This is a genomic window from Staphylococcus sp. HMSC072E01 (assembly GCF_001814125.1).
Taxonomy (GTDB): Bacteria; Bacillota; Bacilli; order Staphylococcales; family Staphylococcaceae; genus Staphylococcus; species Staphylococcus hominis.
The window spans coordinates 29,692-44,931 of the sequence record NZ_KV814964.1 but is presented as its reverse complement, the minus strand read 5'-3'; the positions used below and the strand labels follow the sequence as shown (position 1 = coordinate 44,931).

General features: G+C 30.9%; 11 protein-coding genes. 3 read left to right on the top strand and 8 right to left on the bottom strand.

What is annotated here, in order from left to right; translation table 11 throughout:
* Nucleotides 1-154: 154 nt before the first annotated feature.
* Nucleotides 155-1,507 carry an amino acid permease gene (locus HMPREF2953_RS05035; RefSeq protein ID WP_049335951.1) on the top strand — a complete coding sequence of 451 codons (1,353 nt, stop codon included), beginning with the start codon at nt 155-157 and terminating at the stop codon, nt 1,505-1,507.
* A gap of 307 nt (nt 1,508-1,814) precedes the next feature.
* On the opposite strand, the gene pyk is transcribed toward HMPREF2953_RS05035, so the two are convergent.
* The 7 genes from pyk to HMPREF2953_RS05000 all read right to left on the bottom strand — a co-directional run bounded on the left by pyk (nt 1,815) and on the right by HMPREF2953_RS05000 (nt 12,614).
* Nucleotides 1,815-3,575, bottom strand: a complete 1,761-nt coding sequence (gene pyk, locus HMPREF2953_RS05030) for a pyruvate kinase (protein WP_070672122.1) — start codon at nt 3,573-3,575, stop codon at nt 1,815-1,817.
* A gap of 17 nt (nt 3,576-3,592) precedes the next feature.
* Nucleotides 3,593-4,561: a 6-phosphofructokinase gene (gene pfkA / locus HMPREF2953_RS05025; RefSeq protein ID WP_002448931.1), complete on the bottom strand. Its 969-nt coding sequence runs from the start codon at nt 4,559-4,561 to the stop codon at nt 3,593-3,595.
* A 171-nt stretch (nt 4,562-4,732) separates the two neighbouring features.
* Entirely contained in the window at nt 4,733-5,677 is a 945-nt protein-coding gene (locus HMPREF2953_RS05020) for an acetyl-CoA carboxylase carboxyltransferase subunit alpha (RefSeq protein WP_002448930.1), read from the bottom strand.
* A complete protein-coding gene (gene accD / locus HMPREF2953_RS05015) occupies nt 5,670-6,536 on the bottom strand; it encodes an acetyl-CoA carboxylase, carboxyltransferase subunit beta (protein ID WP_070672120.1) in 867 nt (288 codons plus the stop codon). Before accD ends, HMPREF2953_RS05020 begins: the two co-directional genes overlap by 8 nt.
* A gap of 586 nt (nt 6,537-7,122) precedes the next feature.
* Entirely contained in the window at nt 7,123-10,326 is a 3,204-nt protein-coding gene (locus tag HMPREF2953_RS05010) for a DNA polymerase III subunit alpha (RefSeq protein ID WP_070672118.1), read from the bottom strand.
* Between the two features lie 20 nt (nt 10,327-10,346).
* Nucleotides 10,347-11,285, bottom strand: coding sequence for a DHH family phosphoesterase (locus HMPREF2953_RS05005; protein ID WP_070672115.1), 939 nt, complete (start codon nt 11,283-11,285; stop codon nt 10,347-10,349).
* Between the two features lie 30 nt (nt 11,286-11,315).
* Nucleotides 11,316-12,614 (bottom strand): DRTGG domain-containing protein, encoded by a 1,299-nt coding sequence (locus tag HMPREF2953_RS05000; protein WP_070672113.1) that lies wholly within the window; start codon nt 12,612-12,614, stop codon nt 11,316-11,318.
* A gap of 216 nt (nt 12,615-12,830) precedes the next feature.
* On the opposite strand from HMPREF2953_RS05000, the gene HMPREF2953_RS04995 reads away from it, so the two are divergent.
* Complete coding sequence (locus HMPREF2953_RS04995) at nt 12,831-13,244, top strand: universal stress protein (RefSeq protein WP_049335939.1); 414 nt, start codon at nt 12,831-12,833, stop codon at nt 13,242-13,244.
* Between the two features lie 59 nt (nt 13,245-13,303).
* Here the strand turns inward: HMPREF2953_RS04995 and HMPREF2953_RS04990 are convergent, their stop codons facing one another.
* Nucleotides 13,304-13,993 carry a metal-dependent hydrolase gene (locus HMPREF2953_RS04990; RefSeq protein WP_070672111.1) on the bottom strand — a complete coding sequence of 230 codons (690 nt, stop codon included), beginning with the start codon at nt 13,991-13,993 and terminating at the stop codon, nt 13,304-13,306.
* A 129-nt stretch (nt 13,994-14,122) separates the two neighbouring features.
* On the opposite strand from HMPREF2953_RS04990, the gene HMPREF2953_RS04985 reads away from it, so the two are divergent.
* Nucleotides 14,123-15,178: a M24 family metallopeptidase gene (locus HMPREF2953_RS04985; RefSeq protein ID WP_019835451.1), complete on the top strand. Its 1,056-nt coding sequence runs from the start codon at nt 14,123-14,125 to the stop codon at nt 15,176-15,178.
* The last annotated feature ends 62 nt before the right edge of the window (nt 15,179-15,240 follow it).

The window sequence follows — 15,240 nt, the reverse complement described above, 5'->3', positions numbered from 1 at the left end:
TGAAAATAATGAATATTTTAATTATTTATCAATAATGATTATCTTTTATTAACTCAATGTTAATAAAATTTTTAGAAAAAATTTAGAAAAATAATTGTCGAATTTAATATATAAGTGCATAATTAATATTAATTAAATGTAAGGGAGTTGTCTTATGGCAGAAGAAAAATTACAAAGAGGATTAAGTAATCGTCATGTACAATTGATTGCTCTTGGTGGCGCTATCGGAACTGGATTATTCTTAGGTGCAGGTCAAACTATAGCTATGACTGGACCTTCTATTCTATTAACCTATATCATTATTGGATTCATGCTATTTATGTTTATGAGAGGCCTTGGAGAAATCATTATTCAAAATACTCGTTTTAAATCATTTGCTGATGTAACAAACGAGTATATTGGACCATTTGCAGGATTCGTTACTGGATGGACATATTGGTTATGCTGGATTATAACGGGAATGGCAGAAGTAACTGCAGTTGCCAAATATGTTAGTTTCTGGTTTCCAACTATACCAAACTGGATTACTGCTTTATTTTGCGTATTAATATTAATGGTTTTTAACTTATTAAGTGCAAAATTATTTGGAGAATTAGAATTCTGGTTTGCTATTATTAAAATTATAACTATTATAGCTTTAATCGTCATTGGTGCAATAATGATTTTATTTGCTTATAAAACTCAATTTGGACATGCAAGTTTAACTAATCTTTATAAACATGGTATTTTTACCAATGGAACTTCTGGTTTCTTTATGTCATTCCAAATGGCTTTATTCTCATTTGTTGGTATTGAAATGATTGGGGTAACTGCTGGTGAAACTAAAGATCCAGAAAAAACAATACCTAAAGCTATAGATGCAGTACCGATTAGAATTTTAATTTTCTATGTAGGTGCTTTAGCAGTCATTATGTCTATTATTCCTTGGGACAAAGTGGATCCAAATGAGAGCCCATTTGTTAGATTGTTCTCATTAATTGGTATTCCATTTGCAGCTGGATTAATTAACTTTGTCGTTTTAACTGCTGCTGCTTCATCTTGTAATAGTGGTATCTTCTCAAATAGTCGTATGTTATTTGGATTATCTGAACAAAAACAAGCGCCTTCTATATTTAAAAGTACTAACAAGCAAGGTGTACCACATATCGCAATTATTGTATCATCTGCGTTATTATTGGTGACAGCATTATTAAACTATATTTTTCCAAATGCAACGCTAGTATTTACATATGTTACAACAATTTCAACAGTATTATTTATTATCGTGTGGGCTTTAATTATTTGGGCTTATATTAATTATCATAGAAAAAATCCTGAATTACATAAAAAAGCAAAATTCAAACTTCCTGGTGGAAAATATATGGCCTATATTATTTTAGCATTCTTCTTATTTGTGTTTTGTTTACTATTTGTAAATGCAACAACAAGAAACGCTATTTTCTTAACACCTATTTGGTTTATTATTTTAGGTATTATGTATTTAAGATATAAAAAAGTAGCAAAATAACATTAAAATATCAATATGAAAAATGACTGGAACAATTAATAATGTCCCAGTCATTTTTATGTTAATGCAGTCGATGTCTGAATTGAAATACTCTTGTAACAAGCTTTTTCAACACTACTATTCCCAACATAGAGATTTTCTTAATGAAAATCTACGTTCAATGCAAGTTGGGACGACGAATACGGCTCTTTCCCACTTTTTTCTAATATGTTTAAATAACATAAAAAAGAGCGAGAATTTTATCCACTAACGTGGTTATTCTCGCTCTTCTAGCTTTTTAATTAAACATACTTATACAGTTGTTTAATTAAAGGACATGTGCATATCCTTCAAAAATTCTACCTTGATTTGCATCAACAGTAACTAATAAGTCATTTTTCAATTCTTTTGTTGCATTTTCGACACCAATAATAGTTGGGATACCTTGTTCAAGCCCAACGATTGCACTTGGTGATGTTATACCGTTTTCTTCAGTAATTAAACCTGCAGCTTTTTCAACAAATGGAACATAGCTTTCGTCTACTGAATTAGTCACAATAATTGATTCACTTAAGTCTTTTCCTTCTAAATCACTAGCAGTTTTAGAAATCACTGTTTTACCAGTTGTTGATCCACGACCAACACCTTGACCTTTAGCAATTTCATCACCTACTAAATGTAATTTCATCATATTAGTCGTACCTTTTTCACCAGTTGGAACGCCAGCAGTAATGATAATTAAATCACCATTACCAACTTTTTCAGTAGCAACAGCTGTTGCTACTGCATTATTTAATAAATCATCTGTTGTTTTACGTCCTTTTTTAACAACTGGATATGCACCCCATACTAGTGCTAATTGTCTTGCAGTATGTTCACTAGGTGTTACTGCAATAATATCTGAATGTGGACGATATTTAGAAATTGTAATCGCTGTTGAACCACTTTCAGTTGCAGCTACAATTGCTTTAACATTTAAATTTAGAGCAGTATGTGCTACAGACACACCAATCGCATTTACTAATGATGTTTCTACTAATTTAGTACGATCAGATAATAATTTTTTGTAATCTTGAGCAGCTTCAGCTGAAATTGCAATATTTCTCATTGTTTTAACTGCTTCTTCAGGATATTGTCCTGCAGCTGTTTCACCAGATAACATAACTGCATCTGTACCATCATAGATTGCATTAGCAACGTCACTTGCTTCAGCTCTTGTTGCACGTGGATTACGTTGCATTGAATCAAGCATTTGAGTTGCAGTAATAACAGGTTTTCCTAATTTATTACATTTTCTAATTAAATCTTTTTGAACGATTGGCACAGATTCAGGTGGAATTTCAACACCCATGTCACCACGAGCAACCATTAAACCATCAGATACTTCTAAAATTTCTTCGATATTATCAATACCTTCTTGGTTTTCAATTTTAGGGAAGATAGTAATATTATCATTATTTTCTTGTTCTAAAATTTCGCGAATATCTAATACATCACTAGGACGACGTACAAAGCTTGCTGCAATGTAATCAATATCTTCTTTAATACCAAATTTAATATCTGCAGCATCTTTATCAGTGATACCAGGTAAGTTTACTTTAACACCAGGTAAGTTTACACCTTTTTTATTTTTTAATTCACCAGTGTTTAAGATATCACATTTAACTTCGCCTTTATCTTTATCAATATCTTTAACTTGTAATTCTACTAAACCATCATCTAATAAAATGTATGATCCAATTTGAACATCATTAATTAAATCTTCATATGTGACTGAGAATTTCTCAGGTGTACCTTCAACTTGAGACATACTCACAATAACTTCTTTACCTTTTTCAAGTACAATTAAGCCGTCTTTCATATCATGTGTACGAATTTCAGGTCCTTTAGTATCTAATAAAATACCAATAGTTTTACCTAATTTTTTAGATACTTTACGAATTGAATCAATACGTGCTTTATGTTCTTCATGACTACCATGAGAGAAATTTAAACGCGCAACGTTCATTCCAGCATTCATTAATTTTTCTAACATTTCCTCAGACTCTGAAGCAGGTCCTATAGTACATACAATTTTAGTCTTTCTCATTATAAAAGCCTCCTAAATTAAATAGATAATTCTTTTGCTAAGTCATAAATACGAGTGTTGAATTTATGGCTTTCATTATTGAAAATTTCATCAAATGGTGTTGCTGTAAGTTGGTTATTTTGTATACCTACACCGAATCCTGTTTGACCTTGCATTAACAATTCAACAGCATAACCGCCTAATCTTGAAGCAAGCACTCGATCTACACCAGATGGACTACCACCACGTTGGATGTGACCAAGAACAGATACACGTGCATCAACATTGATATATTTAGTTAATTGTTCTGCACATTCATGGCCACTCATACAACCTTCTGCTACCATAACGATAGAATGTTTTTTTCCACGTTTAATACCACTTTCAATTTTTTCAGCAACATCTTTAATATCTGTGTGCACTTCTGGAACTAAGATTGTTTCAGCACCTACTGACAATCCAGCCCACAGTGCTAAATCACCACAATCACGTCCCATTACTTCTACAACAAAAGTTCTCGCATGACTTGAAGCAGTATCTCTGATTTTATCGACACAGTCAATAATCGTATTTAATGCTGTATCGAAACCAATCGTGAAATCAGTACCATTAATATCATTATCAATTGTTCCAGGGATACCAATTGTTTTTATATCGGTTGTTTCCTCGCTAATACGTTGAGCACCTCTATAACTGCCATCTCCACCGACTACTACAAGTCCTTCAATACCATGCTTGTGTAAGTTCTCAATCCCTTTTTGTCTTACACTCTCATCTTTAAACTGAGGACATCTAGCAGAATATAGAAAAGTTCCTCCTCGTTGAATCGTATCTCCAACACTTCCTAATTCAAGTTTGTGGATATTATCATCAAGTAAACCTTGATAACCCTGATAAACACCAAAAACTTCGATATTATTATAAATTGCTTTTCGTACGACTGCTCTAACAGCAGCATTCATGCCTGGTGAATCTCCACCACTTGTTAATACCGCAATTCTCTTCATAGCGACATACCCTTTCCTAACTATAATAATCTTCATGTATAAATTACCATAATTTTATTATCTATTCCATTAATATTGATAGATTATATATATGTAAACGTTTTAAATTTTTAATTTAATTTATATAAAAAAATGACTAGAAATTTAATTAAAATTTCTAGTCATTCTGTGTTAATTAATAAAAGTACCAATATTTCTAAACTTATTAAATCGATGATTCGCTAAAGCTTGTCCATCTAATTTATTTAATTCATTAAGCTGATGAATAAAAGATTGTTTAATTTGTTTTGCTTGAAAAACGATGTCTTTATGAGCGCCACCTTGTGGTTCAGTAATAACTTCATCTATCACGTTTAATTCCAGTAAATCTTTTGCAGTAATTTTCATCGTTTCAGCAGCCATTTTTGCTAAAGAGCTATCTTTCCAAAGTAATGCTGCCGCCCCTTCTGGAGAAATAACAGAATAAGTACTATTTTCAAGCATTAATAATTTATTAGTTATACCAATACCAAGCGCACCACCACTTCCACCTTCACCGATGACAACACCAATCACAGGTACTTTAAGCGAAGCCATCTCAATTAAATTTTTCGCAATTGATTCACTTTGTCCTCGTTCTTCAGCGGCTTTCCCCGGATATGCACCTTTCGTATCAATAAACGTAAAAATAGGACGCTTAAATTTTTCAGCTTGTTTCATTAAGCGTAAAGCTTTACGGTAACCTTCAGGATGAGCCATTCCAAAATTACGATAAATATTATCTTTAGTATCTTTCCCTCGTTGCTGACCTATGATAGTTACCGGTTGATTGTTGAGATATCCTATTCCACCAATCATCGCAGGGTCATCTCTAAAATTACGATCTCCATGTAATTCAATGAATGAGTCGAAGATATATGGAATATAATCAAGTGTTGTAGGTCTTTCTTGAAGTCTTGCAATTTGTACTCGATCCCAAGGTTTTAAATTGGTATATATTTTTTTTCTTTCTCTTTCCAAAGAGGCTTCTAACAAGTCAATTTCATCTTGTAAGTCGACGTCATTTTTTTCTTGAGATTCCTTCAATGAATTAATCTTTTCTTTAATCTCATATAAAGATTTCTCGAAATCAAGCATTCGTCTTCACCTCTTGATGTAGTTTTAAAATTTCAGAAAGTGTTGCTTTCATGTCTTTTCTATGCACAACTTTATCTAATTGACCATGTTCTAATAAAAACTCAGCAGTTTGAAAATCTTCCGGCAATTTTTCGTTAATTGTTTGTTCTATCACTCTACGTCCAGCAAAACCGATTAAAGCTTTAGGTTCGCTTAGGTTAATATCACCCACAGAAGCAAAACTAGCTGATACACCACCAGTAGTAGGATGTGTTAAATATGAAACATATAATAATCCAGCATCAGAATGTCGTTTTAATGATACACTTGTTTTTCCCATTTGCATTAATGAAATAATACCTTCTTGCATTCTGGCACCACCACTTGCAGAAAATAATACAAATGGTAACCGATGTTCAGTACAATAATCAACGATTCTACAGATTTTTTCCCCTACGACTGAACCCATACTTCCCATTCTAAATCGTGAGTCCATGACTGCAATACCATATTTTACGCCATCTAATTCTGCTGTACCAGTTACGATGGCTTCATTTAAACCCGTTTTCTTTTGATCTTTTTCGATTTTTTCTTGATAGCCGGGAAAATCCAAAGGATTAGAAGAAATCATTTCTTTATCGAATTCTTTGAACGAATTTTCATCTGAAATAGCTTCTATTCTTTTGTACGCAGGAAGTGCAATATGATGATCACAATTAAAGCATACATTTAAATTTTCAGTTAGTTCTTTTGTATACATTATTTTTTTACAATTAGGACATTTAGTCATAATACCTGCTGGTACGTCATTTTGTTTAGAATCCGGTACCGTTAAATATTTCTTTTTTTTACTACTTCTATTAAAAAAATCTTTAAACATGCGTAAACCTCCGCATAACTCACACAATAATTTCGTTATTTTAAATAGTTACTTTTAAATTCGCTTACTTTATTTTAAATCTATTAACTTTATTGTTTTATCATATACTTATTGAAAATCTACTTCAATACATGCAACACCTAATTCTATAACAGATCGTGTTAAATCTCGTGTCACTGCTGGTGCCACTCTTTAATCGAAAGGAGTAGTTTCAATATCTAAGATATCTTTAAAAATACCTAGAAAAGCTAATACCTTATTAACTTGATTTGAAAAATAAGGTCGTCTCGTTCCTACTACTTTAGCACTACTTCTTTCGCATCATCAGGTTTGATTTCTAATTTACCTTGATTCTCTTTATGCATTTGTAATGCATCGTCTCTTAAAGACATTCAATCAACTTCTAATTGATTTATAATTAAATTACTTTTGAAAAGAGGGATTTTTGTAACAATTAAGTTCAATTTTAAACATCATTTTTATATGCTACATATTATTAAATCAAGAGATAAAAAAATCAATAAAATTATTAATTCTTCTTTATAACCATCAACTAACTATATCATAATTTTTTTGCATATAAAAGTTATATAATTCTGATGTCCCTTGGCTTGAACAACTTTATAAACCTTTCGACTTGTTTCATTTCTTTTTTTAAAAATCCTAAAGATTGAGTTTGTTGTTGCATTTCATTAAATAAAACTACTTCTAAATCGTTATGTGTAGTTTGATCTATTAAAAATGATTTAATATCTTCTAATTGATTAACGTTTCTAATCACTATTTGTTTGGCTTGAGATAATTTGTTATTTTCAAAGTCGTTAATTGTATCCATATTTTGAATGATAATTTGTCTCTTTTGATTTCGTTCTTCAAATTTGCCATGAACGACTAGAATATCATTTTGTTGTTGAATCATTGTCTCATATTGTTTGTACTTATCTGGAAACAAAACACCATCAATAGTGGTTCTACCATCATCTAGAACTAAGAAAGCCATATGTTGTCCAGTTTTTGTTCTTATTTGCTTAAATTGATTAACCTGAACAAGTATAGGTTGATAATCTAAACTATTCTTAATCGTAAAAATACCTAAATATTGTTTGATATAAAATAATTTTTCAACTGGATGGTTAGAAATATAAAATCCTAAGTATTCTTTTTCATAAGCACTAATGATTTGATCACTGAATTCTTCTTTATCTTCATAGGATTGCTTTGGTGTTAACATATTAAATAAAAATTCATCTTGTTCAACATTCGAAACTTGATCAATAACTTCGTCAATTGTAGATAATAGCGTTGATCTAGTTTTACCAAATGAATCAAATGCGCCCACACATATTAATGCTTCTAATAATTTTCTAGTTTTAATTCTTTTAGGAATTCTTCTGGTGAAATCGAAAAAGTCTTTATACAATCCATTTTCAATTCGTTCGTCTACTATAGATTTGACACTTTGATATCCAACACCTTTTATTGCACCCAACGATAAATAAATATTTTTTTCTGTCGCTTTGTAAAACCAATGACTTTTATTAATATCTGGAGGTAAAATATTTAAACTTTGAGTTTTAGCTTCTTCTATTATTATTGCCGTTTTTGTTTCATTACCTATAACATTACTAAGAATATTCGCGTAGAAATAATTAGGATAATGCACTTTTAAATAAGCCATGATATATGCAATTTTAGAATAACTCACCGCATGAGCTCTAGGAAAACCATAATCTGCAAATTTTAATATTAGTTCGAAAATACGTTCACTAATTGATGCATCATAATTATTACTTACAGCCCCTTCAATAAAGTGTTGACGTTCACTTTCTAGGATAGCTCTATTTTTTTTACTCATTGCACGTCTTAATATATCTGCTTGACCATAACTAAAATTAGCGAATTGACTAGCAATTTGCATGATTTGTTCTTGATAAATAATGACGCCATATGTCTTCTTTAAAATAGGCTCCAAATCAGGATGTAAGTATTTAATGTCACTTTGACGATGTCTTCTTGATATGTATGTAGGTATTTCTTGCATTGGACCAGGTCTATACAATGATGTTACAGCAACGATATCTTCAAAGTGTTCAGGCTGTAATTCCATCAATACTTTTCTAACACCTTCTGATTCTAATTGAAATATACCTGTAGTGTTTCCTAGAGACAATAATTTAAATACTTTTTGATCATTAAAAGGGATCCGTTCTATATCGATATCAATATTTAAATCTTTTTTTACTTGAGTGATAATTTGATGAATAATTGATAAATTTCTAAGCCCAAGAAAATCAATTTTTAATAAACCTAATCGTTCTGCTTCAGTCATTGTCCATTGAGTCAATATACCTGTATCCCCCATTGTTAAAGGAGCAAAATGATACAATGGTTTATCATTAATAATTATTCCTGCAGCATGGGTAGATGTATGACGTGGTAAGCCCTCTAGTTTTTTACTAATTTCAAACCATTTTTCATGACGATAACTTTTATGAACAAATGCTTTAAATTTTTCATTTTGATAGGCTTCTTCTAGTGTAATACCTAATTGATGTGGGATTAAATTCGATATTTCATTTAACGTTTTTTCGTCAAAACCAATAATACGACCTACATCTCTCGCTACAGCCCTCGCTAATAAGTGACCAAAAGTGACGATGCCCGATACGTGAAATTGACCATACTTTTCTTGTACGTACCGAATCACTTTTTCTCTTCTCGTATCCTCAAAATCAATATCAATGTCTGGCATAGTGACACGTTCTGGATTTAAAAAGCGCTCGAATAATAAATCAAATTTAATTGGATCAATAGTCGTGATACCTAATAAGTAACTAACTAAAGATCCTGCAGATGAACCACGTCCAGGTCCAACCATCACATCATGCGTTTTAGCAAAATGTATTAAGTCGCTCACTATCAAAAAATAATCTTCGAATCCCATATTCGTTATTATTGAATATTCATGATGTAATCGGTCAATATATCGCTGATCTTTATCTAATTTAAATTCTTTAAGCTTATATTTTAACTTTTCTAAAAGATAGGATTTAGCACTTTGTTGATTGGGCGTTTTAAAGTTAGGCAATAGATTTTGATGGTATTGAATTTCTGCGTTACACTCATCAGCTAAAGCCTTTGTATTAGCTATTATTTTTTCAGACAATTGAAGTTCTTTAATATTTTCACTAGTTGGAAAATATTCATGAGCATCCTTGATATCATTTACTAAATCCAATTTTGTATTGTTTTTTATTGCTTTTAATGCAAGTATTGTATCTGCATCTTCAGGATTTAAATATCTTGCATTATTAAGAAAGACAATTTTATCGTCTGAAAAATCTAATTGACTTGTATGATTTATAAATACTGACTCATTATTCTTTAGTGTTTGAATTAACGATTGATGAGACGCATTAGCATCTTTAAAAACAATAGCAAGATGGTAACTATATTTTTGTAGCCATTTTAGGGGTATCGTAGTCTTTTGTTTCATATTAATTGCAGAAGAAAGTTGATACAGAGCATGGAGACCTTCATTATTCTTTGCGAATAATACGGTTTCAATTGTGCTAATTTCATCAGAAACCATTACAGTCATTCCAAATATTGGCTTAATTCCCTCATTAATACATGCGTCATAAAACTTAGGGAAGCCATATAATACGTTCGTATCCGTAATTGCAAGTGCTTGATATCCATTTGCTTTTGCCTTTGATACGACAGCGTTAATTTTTAAACTTGAATATAATAAATCATATGTTGAATGAATATTCAAATGTACAAACATGTATGACTTCCTTTCGTAATTTATAGTTTTTGGCGCAAGGCTTCACCTAAAATCTCAAATTGTTCCCAATTTTCAACAGAGACTCCAGATGCATTTGGATGTCCTCCACCGCCAAATTGATTAGCTATATCATTGATAGTAATTCCTTTAGAACGTAATCGACATCTAATTTGATCACCTTCATCAACACCAAACATCCATATTTTTAGACCTTTGATATCCGCTACAGTGTTAACAAACTGAGATGCTTCGTTAGGTGCAATTTGAAATCTGTTTAGGACATCTTTAGTAATCTTTATTTGACAATATTGATGATTTTCACTTAATTGGAAATTTTGCAAAATATATCCTTGAAATGGCATAAGTTTTGGATCTTTCTCACCCAATTGATTTAATACATCATTATGATTAAATGGAAATTCTAGCAAACGACTAGCAACATTCATAGTATGTGGTGTGGTATTACTAAATAAAAAACGACCTGTGTCTCCGACAATTCCTAAATATAGAACACGTGCGACAGATTCATCGATAATATTAATATCATTAAAATGTGTAATAAAATCAAAAATAATTTCACTGGTTGAACTTGCATTGGTATCGACACAATTTATTCTGCCATATTGATCAGTAGCAGGATGGTGATCAATTTTAATTAAATCTTTACCTTGATTAAATCTCTGATCATCAATACGAGGTGCATTTGCTGTGTCACAAACAATCACTAGAGCGTTTTGATACATATCATCTCTAACTCTGTCTAAGTCTCCTATAAATGCTAAAGAAGATTCTGGTTGTCCAACTGCATAAATAGACTTTTCTGGAAATTTACGTTGCAAATAATATTTTAAGCCTAACTGTGAACCATATGCATCTGGATCAGGTCGAACGTGTCTATGAATAATAACAGTTTCATATTTATCAATTTCATTCATTATTTTATTAAAAATTTCTACCATTTCTTTTCTCCTTTAATTTCAAAAACTATTTTAAATATCTTCAAACATTTGACATATGATCATTGCATTTGCAACTTTCTCATTTTTGCAAGTCATAGTGACCTCTAATTTAGCAAAATTTCTTCCTACATCTAACATGTTATACTTTACATCAAGCGTACTTTCAATTGCGACATTTTTAATATAAATAATATTCAAGCTTTCAATCATAACATCTACTTTTTTATACTTACGCAATTCATGTTTAACTGTTTCTTCAATAATTGCGACACATATTGCTTTACTCAACGTACCATATTGGTTGGTTAAAACTGGTGAAATTTTAACAGACGTCTCATTATGATTTATTGAGATGTGTTTAGCAATTTGATCGATAATGGTTTCTCCAATTTGAGGTTGTCTTCCAATTAATTGCATTGCTTTTAACACATCATTTCGTGTAATAACACCTATTGCTTTTTTATTTCTTGTTGTGACAGGTAAAATTTCAATTCCTTCCCAAATCATTATATGAGCACAACTCGCTACTGTAGTTGTTAATTCAACATTGATAGGTCGTCTTGTCATGACTTTATTAATCCTATCATTTTCGTTCATATGAATAACTTCTTTACTCGTTACAATTCCCACAAGTTTCCAATCTTTATTTACTACTGGAAAACGAGAATGCCCTGTGACTTTTGCACGAGAAATATAGTCGTCTAAACCCATTTCATCGAACACTACCGTCATATCATTGATAGGTTTTACGATATCTTCAACAATAAGTATTTCTTTTCTTATCATTTGATTATACATGGCTCTATTAATGATATTAGCTACTAAAAATGTATCATAATTTGAAGAAATAATAGGTAGTTCTTGTTTATTTGCATAATCAATAATATTTTGAGCTGTACTAAATCCACCGGTAATAAGTATACCGCTTCCTCTTTTTAATGCTTCCATCTGAACTTCAGGACGGTTACCTACAATTAATAACGCTTGATTTCCAATATACTTTACTACATCTTTTAGTTCCATAGCTCCTATTGCAAATTTACTAACAGTTTTATTTAAACCACTTTTGCCACTTATGATGTCACCTTCAATAATATTCACAATTTCTTGAAAAGTAAGATGTTCAATTTGTTCACGACTCTTTTTATCTATCCGAACCGTACCTACTCTATCGATGGTAGTTACAAAGCCAAGTTGACTAGCATCTTTAATTGCTCTATAAGCAGTCCCTTCAGAAACATTCATTACTTTGGCTATTTTTCTAACTGAAATTTTTTGTCCTATATTTAACGATTCTATATAGGATACAATTTGTTCATGTTTAGTCATTTTCAACCCTCTTCATTTTTAGACAATGTCTAATATATTATAACTTTTTTATTTATAAAAATCGATTTGAATGTAACAAAAGTATCAAAAACTGATATATCGGTATCATTTTGTTTTTAATGTATATAAATGAAGTTAATTTAAATAATAAAAATATAAATTTGATGGAAATATTAAATCACTAATTATATAATTAAATATAAGGAGGGATGACCTATGTATAAAAACATATTACTAGGTGTAGATACTCAATTAAAAAATGACAAAGCATTGAAAGAAATTTCAAAATTAGCTGGCCCAGATACCGTTGTTACAATCATGAATGCGATTGGTGAACAAGACATCCAAGCCTCTATTAAAGGAGGTACTCACATCGAACAATTGACACATCGTCGTGATCAAGGTCTTGAACACACACGTCATACTTTAGATGATTATGGTATTAATTATAATCAAATTATCGTTCGTGGAAATCCAAAAGATGAATTAGTGAAACATGCAAATAGTGGTAAATATGACATTGTCGTATTAAGTAACCGTAAAGCTGAACAACAAAAGAAATTTGTTTTAGGTAGTGTTAGTCATAAAGTTACTAAACGTGCTACTATCCCTGTTTTAATAGTTAAATAATTTTAATCTTATAAAAAAAAGACGGTAAATGCTATATTTGCCGTCTTTTCTATATATCATTAAAATGTCACTTCATCACCAGGTTGTAAAATTTGTACTTCTCCTTGAGATACTGCTTCTTTAAATTTCTCTGGATCTTGTTCAATTAATGGGAATGTATTGTAATGAATAGGCACTGAAATTTTAGGTTTAATGAATTCATTTATTGCATAACTTGCATCTTCAATACCCATAGTAAAATTATCACCAATAGGAATAAAACATACATCTACCGGATGACGTTCAGCAATTAATTTCATATCGCTAAATAAACCAGTATCTCCTGCATGGTAAATCGTTTTACCTTCTGCTTCAATGATAACACCCATTGGCATACCCAAATAAATAGGTATTCCATCTTCATTAGTATAACTTGAACTGTGGAAGGCTTGAACAAATTTTACTGTACCGAAATCAAATTTGTATTTACCTCCAATATTCATACCATGTGCGTGTTCAATTCCATGATACGTTGTTAAATAGCCTTGGACTTCTGCAGAACCAATCACTGTAGCATGATTACGATTAGCTAATTCAACTACATCACCAAAATGATCACCATGTCCATGCGTTAAAATAATATAATCCACATCTAATGTCTGCTCATCTAAATCACTTTTATCATTACCAGAAATAAATGGATCAACAATTACTTTTTTACCATTACTTTCAAAAAAAATCGTTGACTGTCCATGAAATGAAAGTTTCATATATAGAACCTCCTATATTTTAATATTATTATTATACCCTGATAATTATATTTATAACTTGAAACACTTTGAATTCATTTCTATTTAGACGTAAAATTAAATTGATTAAACTATAGGAGGATACGTATTATGATTAAAACAGATGAAATTATTGCAACATTAAAAGAAAAAAATGCTGATGCAGCATGGATTACTACTCCACTTAATATATTCTACTTTACAGGTTATAGAAGTGAACCTCATGAAAGATTGTTTGCGTTACTTATAACTTCAAATGGTGAATGCACATTATATTGTCCTAAAATGGAAGTTGAAGAAGTTAAGCATTCACCTTTTAATGGAAATATTGTTGGCTATTTAGATACTGAGAGTCCTTTCGATTTAGCACCCCATACATTTAATACCTTATTAATTGAAAGTGAACACCTCACTGTTAAACGTCAAAGAGAACTTACGAATAACTTTAACGTTAAAGCGTATGAAGATATCGATTTAACTATTAAAAAGCTAAGAAATATTAAAGATGAAAATGAAGTTAAAAATATAAAAAAAGCAGCTGAACTTGCAGATAAATGTATAGATATTGGTGTTTCATTTTTATCTGAAGGCGTAACTGAAAGAGAAGTTGTAAATCATATCGAAAATGAAATTAAAAAATATGGCGTCAGTGAAATGAGTTTCGATACAATGGTACTATTTGGTGACCATGCTGCATCTCCACATGGTACACCTGGAGATCGAACATTAGTTAAGAATGAATATGTACTATTTGATTTAGGTGTAGTCTATAATCATTATTGTAGTGACATGACAAGAACTGTAAAATTTGGTGAACCAAGTAAAGAAGCAAGAACAATTTATGATATTGTATTAAAAGCTGAACAAAGTGCTATTGAAGCAATTAAACCAGGTATCCCTTTACAAAATATTGATAAAATTGCTAGAGACATTATTTCAGAAGCGGGTTACGGTGATTTCTTCCCTCATCGATTGGGACATGGACTCGGCTTAGAAGAACATGAATATCAAGATGTATCAAGTACAAATACAAATTTACTTGAAGCAGGTATGGTGATTACAATTGAACCTGGCATTTATGTGCCTAATGTCGCTGGCGTCCGAATTGAAGATGATATTTTAGTCACTGATACTGGGTTTGAAGTACTTACACATTATAATAAGTAATTTAAAATTTAAATCTCTCTTTTATATCAAAAAAGCGGAATAGACACTCATAAAGAATGCTA

Excerpts from the sequence above, each read along its gene's own strand:
- HMPREF2953_RS05000 (WP_070672113.1), bottom strand. The coding sequence starts at position 12,614 with ATGACTAAACATGAACAAATTGTATCCTATATAGAATCGTTAAATATA.
- HMPREF2953_RS05020 (WP_002448930.1), bottom strand. The coding sequence starts at position 5,677 with ATGCTTGATTTCGAGAAATCTTTATATGAGATTAAAGAAAAGATTAAT.
- accD (WP_070672120.1), bottom strand. The coding sequence starts at position 6,536 with ATGTTTAAAGATTTTTTTAATAGAAGTAGTAAAAAAAAGAAATATTTA.
- HMPREF2953_RS04995 (WP_049335939.1), top strand. The coding sequence starts at position 12,831 with ATGTATAAAAACATATTACTAGGTGTAGATACTCAATTAAAAAATGAC.
- HMPREF2953_RS05010 (WP_070672118.1), bottom strand. The coding sequence starts at position 10,326 with ATGTTTGTACATTTGAATATTCATTCAACATATGATTTATTATATTCA.
- HMPREF2953_RS05005 (WP_070672115.1), bottom strand. The coding sequence starts at position 11,285 with ATGGTAGAAATTTTTAATAAAATAATGAATGAAATTGATAAATATGAA.
- pyk (WP_070672122.1), bottom strand. The coding sequence starts at position 3,575 with ATGAGAAAGACTAAAATTGTATGTACTATAGGACCTGCTTCAGAGTCT.
- HMPREF2953_RS04985 (WP_019835451.1), top strand. The coding sequence starts at position 14,123 with ATGATTAAAACAGATGAAATTATTGCAACATTAAAAGAAAAAAATGCT.
- HMPREF2953_RS04990 (WP_070672111.1), bottom strand. The coding sequence starts at position 13,993 with ATGAAACTTTCATTTCATGGACAGTCAACGATTTTTTTTGAAAGTAAT.
- pfkA (WP_002448931.1), bottom strand. The coding sequence starts at position 4,561 with ATGAAGAGAATTGCGGTATTAACAAGTGGTGGAGATTCACCAGGCATG.
- HMPREF2953_RS05035 (WP_049335951.1), top strand. The coding sequence starts at position 155 with ATGGCAGAAGAAAAATTACAAAGAGGATTAAGTAATCGTCATGTACAA.